General features: G+C 41.6%; 18 protein-coding genes. 3 read left to right on the top strand and 15 right to left on the bottom strand.

Going from position 1 to position 20,161, the window contains the following annotated elements; all coding sequences use genetic code 11:
- Window positions 1-335: 335 nt before the first annotated feature.
- Window positions 336-1,076 (bottom strand): type I methionyl aminopeptidase, encoded by a 741-nt coding sequence (gene map / locus ACN6MY_RS05290; RefSeq protein WP_419883053.1) that lies wholly within the window; start codon window positions 1,074-1,076, stop codon window positions 336-338.
- Window positions 1,077-1,504: 428 nt separating this feature from the next.
- Between map and ACN6MY_RS05285 the strand changes: the two genes are divergently transcribed.
- Window positions 1,505-2,005, top strand: a complete 501-nt coding sequence (locus ACN6MY_RS05285) for a hypothetical protein (protein WP_419883052.1) — start codon at window positions 1,505-1,507, stop codon at window positions 2,003-2,005.
- 70 nt (window positions 2,006-2,075) lie between these two features.
- Here ACN6MY_RS05285 and ACN6MY_RS05280 read toward each other — a convergent pair whose 3' ends face one another.
- From ACN6MY_RS05280 to ACN6MY_RS05250, 7 genes are all read right to left on the bottom strand, one after another.
- Window positions 2,076-3,407 (bottom strand): GntP family permease, encoded by a 1,332-nt coding sequence (locus tag ACN6MY_RS05280; RefSeq protein WP_419883051.1) that lies wholly within the window; start codon window positions 3,405-3,407, stop codon window positions 2,076-2,078.
- A 315-nt stretch (window positions 3,408-3,722) separates the two neighbouring features.
- Complete coding sequence (locus ACN6MY_RS05275) at window positions 3,723-3,887, bottom strand: hypothetical protein (protein ID WP_419883050.1); 165 nt, start codon at window positions 3,885-3,887, stop codon at window positions 3,723-3,725.
- A 107-nt stretch (window positions 3,888-3,994) separates the two neighbouring features.
- Window positions 3,995-5,011, bottom strand: a complete 1,017-nt coding sequence (locus ACN6MY_RS05270) for an ATP-grasp domain-containing protein (protein ID WP_419883049.1) — start codon at window positions 5,009-5,011, stop codon at window positions 3,995-3,997.
- Window positions 5,012-5,129: 118 nt separating this feature from the next.
- A complete protein-coding gene (locus ACN6MY_RS05265; RefSeq protein WP_419884079.1) occupies window positions 5,130-5,384 on the bottom strand; it encodes a type B 50S ribosomal protein L31 in 255 nt (84 codons plus the stop codon).
- A gap of 199 nt (window positions 5,385-5,583) precedes the next feature.
- Window positions 5,584-5,937 (bottom strand): PadR family transcriptional regulator, encoded by a 354-nt coding sequence (locus tag ACN6MY_RS05260; protein WP_419884078.1) that lies wholly within the window; start codon window positions 5,935-5,937, stop codon window positions 5,584-5,586.
- 202 nt (window positions 5,938-6,139) lie between these two features.
- On the bottom strand, window positions 6,140-7,924 hold the full coding sequence (locus ACN6MY_RS05255; protein ID WP_419884077.1) for an ABC transporter ATP-binding protein: 1,785 nt from the start codon (window positions 7,922-7,924) through the stop codon (window positions 6,140-6,142).
- The gene (locus ACN6MY_RS05250; protein ID WP_419883048.1) at window positions 7,908-9,656 is read right to left on the bottom strand and encodes an ABC transporter ATP-binding protein; all 1,749 of its coding nucleotides are present in this window, start codon (window positions 9,654-9,656) and stop codon (window positions 7,908-7,910) included. Before ACN6MY_RS05250 ends, ACN6MY_RS05255 begins: the two co-directional genes overlap by 17 nt.
- Window positions 9,657-10,219: 563 nt before the next feature.
- On the opposite strand from ACN6MY_RS05250, the gene ACN6MY_RS05245 reads away from it, so the two are divergent.
- Window positions 10,220-10,780 carry a nitroreductase family protein gene (locus ACN6MY_RS05245; protein ID WP_419883047.1) on the top strand — a complete coding sequence of 187 codons (561 nt, stop codon included), beginning with the start codon at window positions 10,220-10,222 and terminating at the stop codon, window positions 10,778-10,780.
- A gap of 72 nt (window positions 10,781-10,852) precedes the next feature.
- Here ACN6MY_RS05245 and ACN6MY_RS05240 read toward each other — a convergent pair whose 3' ends face one another.
- The 5 genes from ACN6MY_RS05240 to ACN6MY_RS05220 all read right to left on the bottom strand — a co-directional run bounded on the left by ACN6MY_RS05240 (window position 10,853) and on the right by ACN6MY_RS05220 (window position 16,215).
- Window positions 10,853-12,010: an ABC transporter permease gene (locus ACN6MY_RS05240; protein WP_419883046.1), complete on the bottom strand. Its 1,158-nt coding sequence runs from the start codon at window positions 12,008-12,010 to the stop codon at window positions 10,853-10,855.
- Window positions 12,011-12,022: 12 nt separating this feature from the next.
- On the bottom strand, window positions 12,023-13,231 hold the full coding sequence (locus ACN6MY_RS05235; protein ID WP_419883045.1) for an ABC transporter permease: 1,209 nt from the start codon (window positions 13,229-13,231) through the stop codon (window positions 12,023-12,025).
- A 14-nt stretch (window positions 13,232-13,245) separates the two neighbouring features.
- Window positions 13,246-14,181, bottom strand: coding sequence for an ABC transporter ATP-binding protein (locus ACN6MY_RS05230; protein ID WP_419883044.1), 936 nt, complete (start codon window positions 14,179-14,181; stop codon window positions 13,246-13,248).
- Window positions 14,182-14,350: 169 nt separating this feature from the next.
- Window positions 14,351-15,025, bottom strand: coding sequence for a response regulator (locus tag ACN6MY_RS05225; protein ID WP_419883043.1), 675 nt, complete (start codon window positions 15,023-15,025; stop codon window positions 14,351-14,353).
- Window positions 15,022-16,215: a sensor histidine kinase gene (locus ACN6MY_RS05220; protein WP_419883042.1), complete on the bottom strand. Its 1,194-nt coding sequence runs from the start codon at window positions 16,213-16,215 to the stop codon at window positions 15,022-15,024. The genes ACN6MY_RS05225 and ACN6MY_RS05220 overlap by 4 nt, the downstream gene beginning before the upstream one ends.
- 214 nt (window positions 16,216-16,429) lie before the next feature.
- Between ACN6MY_RS05220 and ACN6MY_RS05215 the strand changes: the two genes are divergently transcribed.
- Window positions 16,430-16,879, top strand: a complete 450-nt coding sequence (locus tag ACN6MY_RS05215; protein WP_419883041.1) for a hypothetical protein — start codon at window positions 16,430-16,432, stop codon at window positions 16,877-16,879.
- 67 nt (window positions 16,880-16,946) lie between these two features.
- Here the strand turns inward: ACN6MY_RS05215 and ACN6MY_RS05210 are convergent, their stop codons facing one another.
- Window positions 16,947-18,293: an aspartate kinase gene (locus tag ACN6MY_RS05210; RefSeq protein WP_419883040.1), complete on the bottom strand. Its 1,347-nt coding sequence runs from the start codon at window positions 18,291-18,293 to the stop codon at window positions 16,947-16,949.
- 200 nt (window positions 18,294-18,493) lie between these two features.
- The gene (locus tag ACN6MY_RS05205) at window positions 18,494-20,143 is read right to left on the bottom strand and encodes a methyl-accepting chemotaxis protein (RefSeq protein ID WP_419883039.1); all 1,650 of its coding nucleotides are present in this window, start codon (window positions 20,141-20,143) and stop codon (window positions 18,494-18,496) included.
- Window positions 20,144-20,161: the final 18 nt, after the last annotated feature.

Raw genomic sequence — 20,161 nt, 5'->3', positions numbered from 1 at the left:
TTGAAATGAAAGCTTTTTTCCTCATATAATTTTATGGAAAAGGTCTTTGTCTGTTCTTTATGAGCAGCAAAAGCTGCCCTTTTATAAATGAGACTATTCTCTTAAAGATTGTTGTTTTTAATGAATCTATGAGGCAATCCCATTGTTAAGTCAGGCTGATTGGAGCCTAAGGTGGGAGACTCCTGCGGGATTAGCGAGTGAGACCCAGCAGTCGCAGCTGTAGGAGGTTCACCGCCCGCCCCGCGGAAAGCGAGCATCCCGGAGCGAAAATCAGCCCCCTTGTTCCATAGCAAAAAAGGTTACGCTATAATGAAAATGATTATGGATTAGTGCTCTTACAATGTAGTAATAATGGGGCCTTCCTTTGTAAGGATAATCGTATGTTCGTATTGTGCCACAAAGCTATCATCGGTTAGATATGTCCAGCCATCTTCAGATTGAAACACTTCTTCTTCAAATGTAGAGATGAAGGGTTCAAAGGCAATCACCATACCCTGTTTTAAAATTTCGTCATCCCATGGTGTAAAATAATTGAAAATATGTTCTGGTTCTTCATGAATTGAGCGCCCGACACCGTGTCCAGTAAGATTTTTAATGACTGTCAAACCATGCTGTTTCGCTACTTTGTGTGCAGCTTTTCCGAGCGCGCTTTTTTTCGAGCCTGGTTTTGCCTTCTGAAGTCCAGCGTCGAATGCTTCTTTTGCAACATCGCATATCTTTTGTAAAACCATTTCTCCCTTCCCAACCACAAAGGAAATTCCTGTATCTGCGAAATACCCGTTTTTTGAACCTGAAACATCAATATTCACGAGGTCCCCCTCCTGAATAGCCCGTTCCCCAGGAATCCCGTGCGCTACTTCTTCGTTTATGCTAATGCACGTATATCCAGGAAAATCGTATTCTCCTTTTGGTGCAGACTGAGCTCCTGCTTTTTCAAACATATCTCCTGCAATTTCATCAAGCTCTTTAGTAGTAATTCCAGGTTTGGTACGAGAAACTAGTTCATCTCGAATCTCTCCGCAAATTTTACCAATATCTTTTAGTCCTTTAAAATCCTCTTCAGTCTTTGCAATCATCTTATAGCCTCACTTTATAAAGTATCTTATAATTAGTATTCCATTTAGACTTTAGCATAAACAGAATGTCTTTCATATCCGCATGATTAGAAAGAAATATACCTAATAACCATATTGCGTATATTTTACTTCTATGCCCTGTAAATAATCCCTTTAAGTTTCAGCGGTACCGATAGAAAATGCCCCTCTTTTTCATGTGATTCATCCAAGTTTATTGTAGGCCTATCTGCCAATTTTGTCCTTTCAGAAATTTTAATTAAATTTTAATACCATCTTAATAGGGATTGTTTATAATGAAGCAAAATTATCTATTCTGCATTGAATTCACAAGGAGCTGATTTTCCATTAAACCTGCAACTAATTCTTCGAAATCTAAAGGCTTTCTTTCATCTTATATTCCTAATCCAAAAGAAAGAGTATTTACAAGCATGGCATTGGCTGGGTCAGGCATCCTGCTGGCAGCTGGCCTATTGTTTACCTATGCTGACTATCACACTTTAATGAATGGTGATAGTCATTGGTATAAGGGTATTTTCAAACAGCTTGGATCCATAGCGAGGATAGGTTTCTTTGCAGCAGCAGCTGTTTACCCGGTTTTTCTGCTGCTAAAATGGAAAAAGCTAAAAAAAGCTGAGTGGGGAAGCTTCAAACCAGGCAGGGTACTGCAGGTTCCGGCTAAATATGTGCGGAAGTGGCATACTCCCATCGCACTGGTTTCAGCGGCTCTGGTTTTGCTGCATGGCACATTGGCCATATTAAGGGGTTTTACCCTGGACTTTACTTATATGACAGGAATGCTGGGAGTAATTTTATTGGGGTTCCTTGCTATAATGGGCTTTAAGCGCTTCAAAAGAAACGATAGAAAACTCCATTTTAAGCTAGCGATTGTGTTTATCCTTATTTTTATGATTCATGCAACTTTTGCATAAACAATTATCCAAAGAATACAGTAAAAATAAAAAGCAGCCTTTCCCTGAAAAAGAGAAAGGCTGCTTTTTATTATACGAACATATTAATTATCAATACTCCGGCAAAGGCAACAAAAGAAAGAAGGGTTTCTAAAACCGTCCATGTTTTAAATGTCTCTTTCACGGATAATCCAAGATATTCCTTGACCATCCAAAACCCTGCATCATTGACATGCGAGAACATCAGTGAACCAGCACCGGTAGCGATTACAAGCAATTCAAGATTGACACCTGACATATGCTCGATGACAGGAGAAACAATGCCTGCCGCTGTTGTCAGGGCAACGGTAGCTGACCCTGTAGCAATCCTGATCAATCCGGCAATAAGAAACGCTAATACAAGCGGAGACAGCGAAAGGTTTTCGGACATTTGAGCTATTGTTGTACCCACACCGCTATCAATCAAAATTTGTTTAAATCCGCCGCCTGCTCCGATAATCAGCAAAATTGAACCTACAGGAAGCAAGCATTCCTCTGTATAACGTTTAAGCAGGTTTTTGTCCCTTCCCTGGCGGAAGCCAAGGAAATAAAATGCAGCAAAACATGCAATCAGAAGAGCAATAAGCGGACTTCCTATAAATCCGAGAAATCTAACCAAACCAGCTGCGAGATGCAAATATGGAGCAACTGCAGAAAGAACCATTAAAATGACTGGAAGAAGGATGATGAAGAAGGAAATACCTGTTCCAGGCAGCTTTTTGGCAGTTGCATTTACCCGGATCAATTCCGGCTCTCCTTCTGGAACAACCCGTTTATGGATCCAGCTGGCAAATATAGGCCCTGCAATGATTGCAGTAGGAATGGCAATGATTAAAGAATAAAGAAGCGTTTTCCCGACATTTGCATTGTAAATTCCGATTGCAGCCATTGCTCCGGGATGCGGAGGCACTAGCCCATGGACAACCGATAATCCGGCAATAACCGGCAATGAAATCAGTAAAATATTTTGTTTAGTTGTTTTGTGTATGGAAATAACCAGTGGAAGCACAATTAGAATGCCTACCTCGAAGAAAACAGGAATACCAATGATAAATCCTGACAAAAGCATGGCCCATGGCAGTTTTTTGACACCGAATTTACGGACAAAAAAGTCTGCAACTTGTATGCCAGCACCGGACTCTGACATCATTTTACCTAATATGGTCCCAAGCGCCAAAATACCGACAAGATGTCCGAGAACCCCTCCGACACCTGTTTCGAAGCCGCTTACAATTTTATCCCAGGATAGCCCGGACACGATGGCCAGGAATAAGCTCGCAACGGTCAAACTAATAAATGCATGCCATTTCCACCATGACACACCTAAAATAACAATGGCGATGGCAAGCAGTGTAGCAATTAAATGGTATATATGTGTATCCATGCGCAAATTCCGCCTTTCACTTAACAAGTTACCACTGACTTCATTGAATAATATTGCAAAACAGTAAAAAATTCGCTATTATTTCTCGCTTAAATAGTTGAAAGCATTTTCAGCGGCTAAATAAAATTATATGAAAAAAATTTTCTTTAATCAATTACTTTGTTCGAAAAAATTTTATTTATCTAGTTTTTCATAAAATCCACAAGAAAAAGACCGGAAAAAATGCTTCCGGCCTGTTCGGTAAACTATATATGACCAGGATGATAAAATCACACCCGGTATGTCAGTTGGCATTGTAACAGCGAACAATTTTAATTAAGCAGTAACGAGTTCCTTGCAGCTCTGATAGATCTCCATTAGTTCTCTATCATCCATAACAGCAACTTCGGATTCTGTAATTCCAGTCATTGAGTCCAATACAGCCCTCTCTTTTTGGAACCTTTCTCTCTCTTTTAAAAAATAATAACCAGCAACTAACATTCTCATTCTCTCCTTCCATCTTACTAGAGTATTATCGACGGCTGTGAAGAGTTTTTTACCCATGATTCATTTTTTTCTTCTCTAAAACCCCATAAACTAAAATAAAATCAGGATAATACAACCGACTTCTCTATGTGTGTGGCCGTTACCCTTAAATTAGGGACTGGCACATCTGCACCACCTGTTGTGAGCAGCTTGACCGCAAGATAAGGGAAATTTATCCCCGAGAGAGACGAAATATGCAGACCGCCAGACATCCGCGGATTAATCTCAAGCAATTTGGGAACACCTTTGCTGTACTTGACCTGAATATTAAATACATATGGGATATTCAGCTCTTGGTTTATTTCAAGGGCAATCTGCATAAGCTCAGGCACGTTTTCCAGGCTTCTGATTCTTCCGCCCGCTTTTTTCCTTGGAACGGCAGCCAGCAGCTTTCCATTGAATGCCAGGCAGTCGATGCTGTATTCATATCCTTCTAAATACTCCATGACTATCAGGCTATCAAATCGGGGGACTGTCAAAAGGATATCATACACATCCTCGTAAGCCATTTCATGGCTCAGATGCCCAAATAAATCCTCTATTGAATCCTTGCTGCCTCGAATGATGCGAAAGCCTTCACCGCCCCTGCCGCTGTCCGGCTTCAGGCACACTGTCTTCCCCTTCGCTTTCAGCATTTGGTATGCCTCGGCAAATTCCTTTGCGGTATTAACTACCCTATACTCAGGCACCAATCTTGTCAAGGCGTTGCGGCTGAAATTTTCATATAGTTTTCCTTTATGTGAAATCATGTCCATAAGTGAATAATTATCACTTACCAAAACAGAAATGCCCGCTGCATGGAACCTGCTGATAGACCCCGAAATCGCCAGGGCATGATGATAGGGAATAAAAATATCAATGTTATGTTTTAGGCAGTAATCCAGGCAAAAATCAACATATTCCTCCTCCTCCAGCTCTGGTTCCGTTTCTGAGTGATCACAAACCTGAAAATAAACAGTATCTTCATTCGGATGGGTGCCATAGATTTGATAGGCCACACCATCGTCATTATATTTAATTGCTTCTATAAAATGATAAGCAGCAGAAAACCAGCGATTAAACCAAATTCTTTTTTTCATTGATTACTAATCCCTCTCTATTAAAAACTTCACTTCTATCATATTCCAAATATTTGTATAATTAAACATAAAAAAAGGGAAGCGGCACTTGCACCGATTCCCCTTTTTTTCATATATATTAGTTTTCTTTATTTAAATTATATTTTTCAATGAATTTTTGGGCTCTGCCACCTTGGTCGGCAAACTTCTGCCTGCCTGTATAAAAAGGATGTGTATCCGAGGTTACCTCTACCTTCAATAACGGATAGGTATTTCCATCTTCCCATTCAACAGTTTCCTGTGAAGTCTTTGTAGAGCCTCCTAAGAATGAAAAGCCGCTGTTTGTGTCCATAAACACAACTTTCTTATAATCAGGATGTATGGTTTCTCTCAACATGATCACCTCATTTTCAGATTATATACATAGTATAACCGGAATGATAACGATTATCAAATGATATGCTCCACACTCTATACACTCTCCAAAATTCCATATCACTTACAGTTTTTATACTTAATTCCCCATGAATCCAGAATTAAACTTGTCAATCTTAAGATATAGCTGCCTTCATCATGGATTGCCGCATAAGTTTCTATGGTTTTTCAGATAAAGTCCCTAAATTATTAATGAAAGACTCACATTTTTCAACCAGGGATTGAAGCCTCTTATATTCCAGGGTAACGACAACTTTACCAAGATCGGTAAGGATATAGCTTTTTCTTCGTTCCTGCTCGTTCTCCTGTCCATCTATTTTCACAATCAGCCCCTCTTTTTCAAGCTTGCTGAGTGCGCCGTACAGCGTACCAGGACCGAGTTTTACTTCTCCATTGCTCATTTCCTCCACTCTCTGCATAATGCCATATCCATGCAGCGGCTCTCCCAAAACAAGCAAAATATAAAAAGAGGAATGTGTAAGCGGCAAGTAATTTTCAGCTTTCTTTCTCATCATTAAGCCCCCTAGTGTTGCTTCGAACTGCCATTATCGTCTAGCGATATATTAATCCTTTTATTGGCACAAATCAATAATGATAGAGAAATCCTCTCCCTGAAAGGGCATATCATAAAAAGCGAATGGCGTACACAGCCGGAAAATGAAAAAAGGAAACAATATGTTCCCTTTTTTCGCTGTTCACCCGCTAAATAAAATTCTATGATATCGATTTATCCAGCTGGCTGCTGTAAAGCCCATAATAAAATCCTTTTTTATTTAAAAGCTCTTCATGGGAGCCTCTTTCAATAATCCGCCCCTCCTGCAGGACAAGTATTTGATCTGCCTGCTGAATGGTGTTCAGCCTGTGGGCAATCACAAAACTTGTTCTTCCTTTCATCAGGCGCTTTAGTGCTTCCTGGATCTTCAACTCTGTTATTGTGTCAATGCTGCTAGTTGCTTCATCCAAGATCAGAATTGATGGATCAGCCAATAGTGCGCGTGCGATGGATAGGAGCTGCCTTTGCCCCTGTGAAATTCCTCCTCCATCCTGTTTAAGAACGGTTTTGTAGGAATTGGGAAGCTTGGTGATAAAAGAGTGGGCATTTGCCATTTCTGCAGCTTCTCTGACTTCTTCATCCGTTGCATTCAACCTTCCATACCGGATATTTTCCATGATTGTTCCCTGGAAAAGGAACGAATCCTGAAGAACAAAACCCATATGACGGCGCAGACTGGCCCTTTTAGCCTCGGTAATTTCATAACCGTCAACGAAAATGCTGCCTGAATCAGGCTCGTAAAATCTTGACAGCAAATTAATGATCGTAGTCTTTCCCGCTCCGGTCGGTCCCACAAGCGCCACGGTTTCTCCCTGTGACACATGGAAGGAAACATCTTCAATAGTGCTGCTTCCTTTTTCATAAGCAAATGATACATGTTCGAAATCTACTACGCCCTCTATTTTTTCAAAAACGAGGGGTTTAATTTCATCCTTCTCCTCAACTTCTTCATCTAGTATTTCAAATACACGCTCTGCTCCTGCAATTGCCGAAAGCAGGGTATTAAACTGGTTGGCCAAGTCGTTTAAAGGGCGTGTGAACTGCCTGGAATACTCGGTAAAAATAACAATGACCCCAATTGAGATCAGCCCTTTTACCGCAAGGAACCCTCCTACTCCAGCAATGATCGCAAAGCTGAGATTATTCAGTGTGTTCATCAGTTTGGGGATGAAACCTGAATAGGCCTGGGCAAGATAACCGGATTTTTTTAGCTTTTCGCTTTTGGCAATAAAATCAGCAGTCACCTTTTCTTCTTGTGAAAAAGCCTTAATAATCCTCTGCCCTGACATTGTTTCTTCAATAAATCCGTTCAGCTCGCCGATGTTGCGCTGCTGCTGCTGAAACAGCCTGCTTGTTCTTGCAGTAATCCACTTCATGCCGAAGAACATCAGCGGCACGATGAATAAAGTGAGCAGGGTAAGCAACGGGCTAAGCCATAACATTACACTAATCGTCCCCAATAAAGTCAGCAGGCTTGAAAATAGCTGAATGACTGAGCTGTTTAACGTAGAACTTACGTTTTCAATATCATTGGTAACCCTGCTCATCAGTTCACCATGCTGGCGCTTATCAAAAAACGGAATCGGAAGCATGTGAAGATGCCTGAACAGCTGATTCCGCATCGTATACACCGTTTCCTGGGCAATCCCGATCATCCAATAATTCTGCAGCCAGGTGGTAAGGGAATACAGGATATAAACAAGAAGCAAACCACAAAGCAAGCCAATAAGCCCGCTGCTGTTTTTTTCCACAATATTATGATCAATTGCCCTCCCGACAAGGTATGGACCAAGCAACCCGAATGCTGAACTTGCTACGACCATAAGCAGGACAAGTGCGAGCATTCCTTTTTTCACGGCCAGATACCTCCAGATTAATTGAATCGTTCTCATGGAGTTTTTTGGTTTGGAATTTTTATTTTTGCCTGCATTAGAAGGATGAGCCATTCTTCTCAATGTGCATGCCCTCCTTTCCAAACTGTGATGCGGCAATCTGCTGATACAGATCATTTTCGCTTAACAAGGTTTCATGTGTTCCTTTTGCAATCATTTCTCCGTCCTGCATAAGAAGTATGGAATCCGCTGCCATTGCTGTGCTGACTTTTTGGGTAATGATCAATGTGGTTGATGTATATTGATTGAGTGCTGTTAAAAGCTTTGCTTCTGTTTTCAAATCCAATGCGCTCGTACTGTCATCCAAGAGCAGGATTTTCGGGCGCCGCACTAGTGCTCTGGCAATGGAAAGCCTCTGTTTTTGCCCTCCAGATAGATTGACACCTTTTTGGCCCAGCAATGTATCATACTGATTAGGAAGCTTCATGATTGACTCGTGAATTTGAGCATTTTTGGCTGCTTCCAATATTTCTTCAGGAGATGCCCCTTCCTTTCCCCATGCAATATTCTCCCTGATCGACCCTGAAAAAAGAAGGGCTTCCTGTGGCACATACCCGATCTGTTTACGAAGATGATCAAGCTTGAATGACTTTATATCGAGGTTATCCAGCATAATGGTTCCCTGATTCACATCAAAAAGACGGGGAATAAGCTGGAACAGCGAGGTTTTTCCAGAACCAGTGGCACCTAGGATGGCCACAGTCTCCCCTGCTTCTGCCGTGAAGCTGATATTCTTTAAAACAGGTTCTTCACTCCCCGGATACGAAAAGAAAACAGATTGAAATTCGACCTTTCCAGTATTCACATCATTACCTGCCCTGCTTTCTGCGGTGTTCAGCAAATCAACTTCTGTTTCAAATACTTCATTCACCCGCTCAACGGAAGCCTTAGCTCTTGATAATGACATGATCAGCCAGGAAAAAACAGAAAATGATGCTGTTATTCTGGTAGCGTAATTCACAATCGCCACTACTTCCCCGACTTTTATGTCACCTGTTTGGATATGCTTTGATCCGATCCATAAAATGACGAGAACAGAAATATTCATCACCATCAGCAAGACAGGCATTGTGGTTTCAATAAGACGGAGTGACGAAGAAGTTTTTTCTCTTAAAGTATCATTCGCCTTATCAAAACGGTCTTCTTCATAATCCTTGCGTAGAAAAGCCTTAATCAATCTCATCCCCGTCAGATTTTCACGCATCACGCTATTGACGCTGTCCAGCTTTCCCTGAACAGTTCGGAATAGCCTTCCGGCATGTTTCATCACTTGAGAAATAAACAAAACAAGGATAGGGATGGAAATTACCAATACGAGAGCTAATTTCACATTCACAGTCAGTGCCATAATGGCTCCTCCTATGACAATCAAAGGCGCCCGCATCATGATCCGCAAGCTCATAAAAACCGTGTTTTGAAGGACGGTCACATCATTCGTCATCCTTGTAATTAAAGAAGACGTGGGGAATTTTGTTAAATTGGTAAACGAAAAAGATTGAACCTTCTCGAATAAATGCTTTCTTATGTCATAACCAAAGCTTTGTGAGACATGTGAGGCAGTAAAGGAATTGATGATCCCTCCCGCAAATGCAAACAAAGAAACTCCCACTATCACTATTCCCCACTGTAAGACCACTGACAAATCCTTCTTCAAAATTCCCTCATCAATGATCTTTGCCATTAACAGCGGCTGAAGCAGTTCAACGCCCAGTTCGACAAGCATTAAAATGACGGCAATGCCCATCGGGATGCGATAAGGCCTTAAAAACGAAAAAACCTTTTTCATGTCTGTCACCATTCTCCCCAGAGCGCAATAGGGATCCTTTCATCTTCATGTCAATATTTAAAAGGCTCTTTTCTTAAAGATTGTTGTTTTTTAATGTGTTCTGTGAGGCAATTCCATTGTTAAATCAGGTTGATTGGAGCGTAAGGTGCGAGACTCCTGCGGGATGAGCGGAACAGGTGAGACCCCGCAGGCGCAGCCGAGGAGGCTCACCGACTGCCCCGCGGAAAGCGAGCATCCTGGAGCTGAAATCAACCACCTTGTTCCATAGCAACAAAGTTTACGAAAACCTTTTAAAAATACTTTATTTTTATTTAGCCAAACTAATATCTTGAATTCTCCGCTTTTCCTTCTTCATATCATACAATGTTTGATCAGGATTTCAAATAATCAGAATTTATTTTTTCACTGAACATTTATTTAAACCGTTGCCTTGACATTCTTAAATGATAATGGAGATAATTAAATGATAATGATTTTCAATTACTTTGCTGAATAATGAAAGATGCAAGGCTGCAGATATGCGTATTTATATTGTTGCCAGCATTTATAAAGGAGGAATTATCATGGAATTGAAAAAACTTATAAAAGATCGCCGGAGCATTAAAGTATTTAAAGATCAGCCTGTTTCATCCGAATTAATCCAAGAATTACTCCGGACTGCAGTATGGGTTCCTAATCATAAGATGACCCAGCCATGGAGATTTATATTGGTACAGGGCGAAAGCAAAAAAAAGCTTGCAGAAGCAAGCAGAGCCTTCAATGCAGCTAAAGAACGAGATCCTGAGAAGAAAAACGAAGCGGGACAGCGGGCATACGATAAATTAAAAAATGTTCCCATGTTTTTAATTGTAGTGATGAAGGAAGATCCAAATATTAGTATGAGAGAAGAAGATTACGCGGCTACAAGCTGCCTCATTCATAATTTCAGCTTGCTTGCCTGGGAACAGGGCATTGGCATGATCTGGGAAACTTATGGAATGATCCACAGCCATGAATTCCGGAATGCAGCCGGTGTTGCTCCCGGAGAAAGAATTGTTGGATCCCTGCATATCGGATATCCAGAAAAAATCCCTTCCCCCCGTGAAAGAAAACCGCTTGAAGAGCTTCTGACTATACTGCCCTGAACGTAAGGAGGCTCCTTACGGTTCATCGGCAAAAAAACAGAAAAGACAGCTGTAAGGCCAGCTGTCTTCCAGTTATATTCTGATTTTCCTTATGCCTATCACCAGAAAGACCGCAGCAAATAAAAGCAGGACCTCTACGTTATGCAGGTTATCCAAGAAAGAGGCATTCAGGGAAATTTCATTAAAGCCCCGCATCGCCCATGTCTGCGGCAGGAATTCTGCAATTTTCTGCATAAAGGGCGGTTCAATTTCAAGGGGCCAGTAAACGCCGCTGATCATGCAGGTTGAAATGACGAGAAGATTGCCAAACGCTGATTGCTGTTCAGCCGTCCTTGCTGTGCCCGCAATAATCAATCCCAGGCCGACAATGGCCAAAAGCATTGCCGATACGTGAATGAAAAGCACAAGAGGATTCCCCCAATTCACATCAAACAGATAATGGGTGAGCACCATAATTGTCCCGAACTGAATCCACCCTAAGATAAAGAAGGAAAGCAAATATCCACTGGCTATGGAAGCCCTTTTAGCAGGCGCAATGAGCAAGCGATGCCAGACACCATTATTACGGGCTTCTAAAATGGTTCCTGTCACACTCATCATGACAATCATGACAAACATGATGGACATCCCTGAAGCACTGGCAGATATTTTTGAAGGCTGATTGTCTTTTTGATGATCATAAACCGTAATTCTTTCTATTTTTTGTGAATGATTCTTAGTTTCGTTTGCCAGCTTCCCATACATTTCCCTAACATTTCCGCCGCTGTACTTGCTCCAGGCATTTGATGCGGCAAGATTCATTTTCATTCTTGTTAAAGCGGCGGATAAGCTTCCGGTCACCGTTCCACTGGATGTGAATTCCGGAATTTTGCGGAAAGAGATGGCAGGGTCTTGTTCTGCCTTCAGCTTTCTTTCAAAATCCTTTGGTATTTTAATCATGCCCTCCGCTTTTTTGTTTTCCAGCATTTTCTTCGCTTGTGCTGAAGTTGACTTCTCCAGTGTGAAATATTGATTGTCTTTCCCCATATCCCTGCCTAACTCCTTAGAAAGGAATGTTCCGTCCTGGTCCACCAGCAATATTTTCAGCTTTTGGCTTCCCACGTCACCGCCAAGGATGTTTCCAAAAAGAAGCGTGAATAATAATGGCATGGCAAACATCGTCAAATAGCTTCTTCGTTTTTTTAATATTAATCCGATTTCAGCACTGCATATATTCCAGGCTTTTCTCATGTCCAATCCCCCTTATCCAATCTTTCTTCCAAGCTTCCAGGTTCCTGCAAGCAGCGATAATACCCCAATTCCTGCCAATATTCCAAATCCAGCATATAAGCCATTCCAGTCTGTTCCAGACATCACATCCAAAAAACCTGTAATCGCCCAATGATTAGGGGTAAATGCTGATATAGCCTGAAGAGCATCAGGAAAGGCATAAATCGGCAGCATGGAACCTCCCAATATCGCCATAATCTGAAGTCCCACACTTCCGATTAGGTCTGCTGTTTTTATGTCAGATATGAAGGCCGCTATAATCATGGATAATCCAGATACAGCAAACGAGTAAAATAGTCCAATAGATATTACCTGCAGATTATTGCCGCCCCAATTCACATGTAAGAAAAGGGAAGTCACCAGGAAAAATAACGTAAACTGGATAAATGAAAATAGCCATGTGCCGAGAAATTTCCCTATCAGGACTGAAATCCCCCTAGTTGGAGATATCAGCAGCCTTGAAAGAGTTTCGGTCGTTTTTTCCTTCAATAAAGATTTGGCCCCGATCGTGATATTATAAAGAAGAAACATGGCACACATTGCAGCGGCATAATATTGCTTTGAACCCACCATTTTTTTGCCGATGGACCCTTCGGTTATCTTCGGCTCCTGTTCTCCGGCCTTCATTATTTCACTTCTTACATCTTTGGCAGCACTCTTCAAATCAGGCTGATTGGAAGAAACCTGTTTCGCGTCCGCTAAGTCCCCCATAACAGCCCTAGACGCAACAGACGTTGTTTTAACACGCTCGCTGAATGATGTAAGCAAGGACTCTGCTACTTGAGACCGGATTTTTTTATCAGGATCGCTGAATATTTTCACCTTTTTCAGTTCTCCTTCATTTAAACCTGAACTCCAATTGGCAGGAATGGCTATGCCTGCATCGATTTTTTTTGATTTCAGCAGGCTTTCCAGACTGCCTTCACTATCTGCTGATTTAATGTTTATAAAATCAAGTTTCTTCAGCACTTCATCTTTAAATAACTTCGAAAGCGGATCACCGTCAGCTGCGTAAAAGCCAATTGTTGTATCCTGGATTCCGTCATCTCCTGCCATGACGGACTTTAATGCTGTGCCAAGAATGGCAGTCAAAACCAGCGGCATAATCAGCATCATCAGAAACCCTCTGCGGTCCGTAATCCGTATCTTGAAGTCCTTCCACGCTATGGCAATAATTTTCATGATTAAAACCTCCCTTAATCGCGCAATGAGCGCCCCGTTAATTGAAGAAAGAGACTTTCTAAATTAGGATCTTTTCTTTCGAATGATAATACCTCCGTGCCTGACTCCATACAGCATGACAAAATTCCAGCAGCTGCCCGCTTGTGATCCTTCACAATAATATCCAGTGAATAAGTATCGTGATCAGCAGTGACCTTTTCTGTATCAGGCAGGCTATTTATTTTTTCAATCAATTCATTCTGAAAAGAACTGACAGATACGGTAATGACCGTTCCGCCTGCAAGGCGGCTGCATAAATCATTTTTATCACCTATCGCAATCATCTTTCCTTGATCAACAATCCCGATTCTCTGGCATAAATACTCTACTTCCTCCATGTAATGGGATGTGTATATAATTGTCATTCCGGATTCATTCAGCATTTTCACTGTTTCCAAAATATGATTCCTTGATTGAGGGTCAATGCCTACAGTCGGTTCATCCATGATAAGCAGCTCCGGTTCATGCATCAGCGCAGCCCCGATATTGATTCTCCGCTTCATTCCCCCGGAAAATGTTTCAATTTTATCTTTAGCCCGATCGCTTAGACCCACATATTCCAATACTTCAGCTGCCCTTTTTTTTGCCATTCTTCCTGTTAATCCATACATTCTCCCCCAGAACAGCAGGTTTTCTTTTGCCGACATAGTGGGATACAGAGCAATTTCCTGGGGAACGATGCCAATTTTCTTTTTCACCTGCATAGGGTTTTTTTTAACAGATGCATCTCCTACCGTCACTTCGCCAGAGTCATATGGAAGCAAGCCGCAAATCATGCTGATGGTGGTTGACTTGCCTGCACCATTTGGCCCTAACAGACCAAAAGCTTCTCCTTTTGCCACTGTAAAAGAAACGCCTTTGACTACCTCTTTATGAGAAAATGATTTTTTTATATCCTGAACGACCAGCATCGGTTCATCCGCTCCTTTTGGTTTGCTTTAGTCTTCTTACTAACATCTTATTGCGAAAATGACTTTTTACCATCTCTCCTGGGATAGATTTACAGTCATAAAAAAAAGACCCGATTATACAGGTCTCCATGCTTTTCTATATGCCAAAAGTCATATGCACAATCCATGTTCAGGATTCAGGGAAAATGGCTATGCCAAATCTCACAGCAAAAATTGCAGCCTGTGTGCGGTCCCTCAGTGAAAGCTTGCTGATAATATTGGATACATGGTTCTTCACTGTGCCTTCAGTGATAAATAGAATTCCGGCTATTTCTTTATTGCTGTGTCCATATCCCAGCTGCCGGAGAACATCAACCTCGCGTTCCGTCAAGTCATGCAAGCTTTCAGGAGCTTCTGCGGTCCTGCCGGAATCTTCAGTCCCTCTTGATTTCTTTAATTCCTGAACCATCTGCCCGGTCACATCCGGAGGAAGTACAATGCCACCGGAATGCACAGTAATGATAGCCTGCACAATTGTATCTGTTGGCATATCCTTTAATAAATAGCCGCTAGCTCCTTCAGAAAGCGCCTCGAATATCAGTTCGCTGTCACTGAAGGTTGTCAGCATCAGTGTTTTAACAAAAGGGATATTCGAAGTAATCATCTTTGTTCCTTCCACACCATTTTTGACAGGCATTCTTATATCCATCAACACGATATCCGGCTTGAGCTCCAATGCTTTTTCGTAAGCTTCCTGCCCATTCCCCGCTGTCCCCACTACTTGGAGCTCTGGCCTCAAATCCAAGAGAGTGGCCAATCCGTCCCTGATCAGTGGCTGATCATCCACAACCATTACCTTTATCATGCGCTTCCACCTATCATCCATTTTTTTTGCAAGAGCGGAAATGCCACTTCAGTCTGGAAGCCTCCGCCAGCCAGGCTTTCAAAAAGGATTGTGCCAGCATGCTCTTCAATTCGCTCCTTCATGTTTACAAGACCGAACCCCGGCATTATCTTAGCTGTACCAATTCCGTTGTCACAAATCATTAATTTCACTTCACTTTCCCTGCATTCAATAAGTACATGGCTTTTTGAAGCAGCACCGTGGCGTTTAGCATTCGTCAGTGACTCCTGTATGACCCTGATGATTGTCGGCCTCATTGAATCAGGGATTGTCGAAGGATCTCCTTTCAGCTCAAGCTCGCTTTTCACGCCCGCTGCTTGATGGAAATCTTCAAGCATGCTGCGGACTGCCAAAATTAAGCTCTGCTCTCCTTTATCATCACTTCTTAATGTTTTGACAGAATAACGGACCTCCTCCAGCGATGTTCTGGCAAGCTGATCGCAAATCGCCAGAATATCTTCTGATTTTTTCACATCACGTGCAAGAAACTCCCGGGCAAGCTCCAGCTGAACAAGCAGCGCTGTCATTTTATGCCCGACAGTATCATGGATTTCCCTTGCAACCCTATTCCTCTCCCTTGCAGTACTGAGCTCCTCCACCTGATCAGAATATTGTTTCAGCTGAAAGTGGGCTTCTGATAGAGCACGGTGTGATTCATCCAGCTTTTTATACTGATCATTCAGCGTGTCGCTTGCATCATACAATTTCCTGACAAGGTTGCCGCCGATTGCTCCGAAAGCAACAAATGAAACATTTAATATATCGCCTAAAACATCAAAAGATCCATAAACAAGGAATCTTGCCAGAAATTCACCCAGCAGGAATAAAAGAAATAGGGTGCTGTAAATTCTTAAAACCCTGGCATTGGAAAAAGACATGAACAGCGTCATCGCAATTATGCCAAGAAGAATGAGGTATGCAGATGAATTCAGGTAAACAAATCCAAGACCAAAGCATAAACTGCTGTCCAGATATATATTTGCCAGCCGGGTTTTCCTGCGGTTATTCCGGAACATAGAGAAGTGGCTCAATACCAGTACAAAGAGCACCAGCACAACATACACCTTTGACCAGGGGTGGCCTGGGGGCGTATTATCATAATAAAACCAGCAAAACAAAATAAACATGACTACCCGCAGATGCAGCAACAAAGTTTTTGGCCTCCAATCTTTTATCTTTATGATGACGAATTGCAAAAGAAAAATAAAGAAAATTTTTCTTTATTTTCATATAAGAGGATATAAAGCTTAATGTAAAAATTTCGTGAAAATCACAATAACATTAAGCTCTTTTCTTAAAGAATATTGTTTTTTAATGGTTCTGTGAGGTTATCTCATTGTTAAATCAGGTTGATTGGAGCTTAAGGTGCGAGACTCCTGCGGAATTGACCCCGTGGCGGCTGATTTCCGCTCCGCGAAGGCGAGCATCCCGGACGGAAACCAGCCACCTCGTTCCATATCAGCAAGGTTTACGAAAACTGCCTTTAAAAAAATTGAGGAGGGACAGCTGATGCTCATAGCTTCCCTGGCTATAATGGCTGCAGGTATTTTAATATTTATAACAGGATATTCACTGCGCAAGAGGGGAAAAACATCGTTTATTGCAGGTAACAATGAAGTTTTCGTTCCTAAAAATGAAAAGAAATTAGCTGGGCGCATAGGGGCAGTTGTCATGCTGTTTGGTTCGGAAACTATTTTGTTTCCCATAGTTTTTCAGATGATTGACGGGATGGAAGGATATCATTTTGCCATAATTGCCGCGGTTCATTTAGTTGCTGTGTTTGTCATCATGGTTTTAGATCAAATGCCCATATAGGTTTTAAAAAAATGCCAATAAACCTTTGCAAAGGTATATTGGCATAATAAAAATAAAAACCTCCCATTCAAAAAAACGCCCGATAAAGGGCCCCAACCGCCTTCTTTTCATCATTTCCATGCACCCCGAACATCATGCTCACTTCGGAAGAGCCTTGGTTTATCATCTCAATATTTATGGAAGCATCAGCTAAAGCCTGAGATGCCCTTGCAGCTGTACCAACATTCTGCCTCATCCCTTCCCCGACAATCATGACCAAAGCAAGATCACGTTCAATCTTCACTTCATCTGCCCTAAGTTCGTTTTTGATTTCGCTGATAATCATATCTTCATCGTTTCTTCCAATCTGGTCCTGCCTCAGAATAAGCGTGACATCATCAATGCCTGAGGGTATATGTTCATACGAAACTCCATGTCTTTCAAGTATTTGCAGGAGCTTTCTGCCAAATCCGATTTCCCTGTTCATTAAGTATTTACTGATATAAATCCTGCAAAAACCATTATCGCTGGCAATGCCGATTACTGGGCCATTTTTGTTATCACGTGAACTTACCACGAGTGTTCCCTCCGCCTCGGGATTATTCGTATTCCTGATATGGACAGGAATGGCTGCACGGAACGCCGGAACTAATGCTTCATCGTGGAATACTGAAAATCCGGCATATGACAGCTCCCTCATTTCTCTGTATGTCAGCTCTCTGATTTCCTTGGGATGAGTGATTATACTAGGATTCACAGCATAAACAGCATCAACATCTGTAAAATTTTCATATATATCAGCACCCATGCCATTCGCAAGAATAGCCCCTGTAATATCCGATCCGCTTCTTGAAAACGTCATTACTTCTCCTTCTGTGTTATAACCAAAAAAACCAGGGAAAATAATAATGCCCTCATGCTCACGGAGCTTTGAAAGACGCTCGTAGGACTGCGGCAGAACCTGTGCGTTTCCTGGTTCATTGCTGACAATCAGGCCTGCGGTCCTTGGGTTCATATAGCTGGCATTATGCCCCTGTGACTGAAAATAGGCCGCAATAAGCCTGGCATGGTTATCCTCTCCGCTTGCTTTAATGCTTTCCAGGTATTTATGGGGATTGTTTTTATTTCCTTTTAAAAGCCCAAGTATGTTTTGGCTGATTTCTTCTCCAATGCTGTCGGAAAGAAGAAGCTCTTTCGCTATTTGTTTGTACCTTAAAATGACTGCAGCAGCAATATCACCATATTCCCTGGTGTTTAACGCACGCTCCCCGCACTCTATTAATAAATCTGTGATTTTCAGATCTTCTTCAAATCTCTTGCCCGGTGCAGATACCACTACTGCTTTTCTCTCAGGATCGGAAACTACAATGTTATAAACCTTTTTGACTTGTGAAGCTGTGGAAAGGGATGAACCTCCAAACTTTACAACCTTCATTGACCCAACTCCCATTTTTGTAATAGTCCGTGAATTTTAATTTTTATTATCACTCTTAAATAAATAAATTTCAAGAAGATTCTCCCTGATACACACAAATGTTTATTCATAGAGAACAAAACGGGATTAATGTAATATAAAAAAGCCCGCAGCATGGCATGCGCAGGCCTTATCTTATAATATGCTTATCAGTATAGATTTTATAATTTAAATGCGGATATGGAGCTTTGAAGCTCTTCAGCCAAGCTGGACAAAGATACAGCTGCAGCATTTACTTCCTCCATGGAAGCAAGCTGTTCCTCTGATGCTGAAGCAACATCAACGGCACTGCCTGATGTATTGGAAGCAACATTCAGCATTTCATGCACATGGCCGTATATCTGGCCGACTTCCTGATTAATTCCCTGGGAAACCTCAGTAATTCCTTTAATTTGCTTACCCATCTCAAGAATAGCAGCAAGGATATCGCTGAAAATCATTTCTGTTCGATTGGCGATATCCAGCCCGGATTGGACCTTTTCTTTTACAAATCCAACTGATTGTACCGTTTTAACTGTTTCCTTTTGAATATCCTGAGTGATGCCGGATATCTGGGAAACTGATTGGCTTGTCTGTTCAGCAAGTTTCCTTACTTCATCTGCCACTACAGCGAAGCCCTTTCCTGCTTCTCCTGCCCGCGCAGCTTCGATTGCAGCATTGAGTGCAAGAAGGTTCGTCTGATCGGCTATGGCTGTAATCAGATTTAAAATGGTGCTTATTTCATCAGAACGGGTATGAAGCTCATTTAAAGCTGTATCTGTCTGCTCTACAGATTCATGGATGGACTTCATTTGTGAAACTGTTTCATTAACATAACCTGATCCCTGCTTTGTCTTATCATTGGCTGAAATGGTAAGCTCCAGGACTGCAGCAGCATTGTCTGCTATCTGTTTAACAGCATTTGTTGTTTGTTCAACGGATTGTACTGACTCCATACTCATTTTCGTCTGCTGTTCTGCTCCCGCAGATACCTGCTGAATGGAAGAAGTAATTTGTTCTGTTCCTTTCATTGTTTCATCTGCACTTGCCATCAGTTCTTCTGCCGATGCAGCCAGCTGGCCAGAACTATTGCCGACCCTTTCAATAACCCTTCTCAGGTTTTCTGTCATTTGGCCAAAAGCTTTATTTAATTCGGCTACTTCGTCCTTTGTACGCACTTTTATCGTTTGCACATTCAAGTTGCCTTCCGCTATATCTCTTGCGTTTTGGGCAATCCTATTAATCGGCCCGGTAATCCTCCGGGTAAAGATAATGGATGAAAGCACGCTTCCTGCCAAAAGGATAACTAAGGCAATTAGAGAAAAGGTTACAATTCCCTGAATTTGATTTTTCAGATTCTGCTGCATTTGCTCATACTGCTGATTAATCGAGTATTTCAGTTCATAAATATCATTCATCATTCCTTTTGTTCTTAATGACTGGCGTTTGATTTCAGCCTGATTTTTTGCGGAAAGAGATTTAAGCGAGGTTTCGCTGATTTCATCCAGCTTTATGGATATCCTGCTGACAGAAGCCTTCTGTTCCTTGTTATTAATTTTTCCTTTTAAGGTTTTAAACGCAGCCTTGGATGCCTTGATATCCTGGGAAATATCATTTGCGTTGCTGTCAGAAATATTAAGAGAATAAGCACTCAATGATTTTCCCATGCTTTTTGCAGAACTATTCAGCTCTTCTACATTCATCAGTAATGCTACCGTACTTTCGGTCGAGGACTTTAAGGCTTTTAGTCCCAAAATATTGTATCCTATGATAATGGCAGACAAAAACAAAGGAACAAGTGACATTAATAAAATTTTTTGTTTAAGCTTCATTGTGATTACTCCATTCAA

Source organism: Peribacillus sp. B-H-3, from assembly GCF_048572925.1.
GTDB lineage: Bacteria > Bacillota > Bacilli > Bacillales > DSM-1321 > Peribacillus.
Note: the sequence above shows the minus strand (reverse complement) of the source record. Positions and strands in the feature narration are given on the sequence as shown.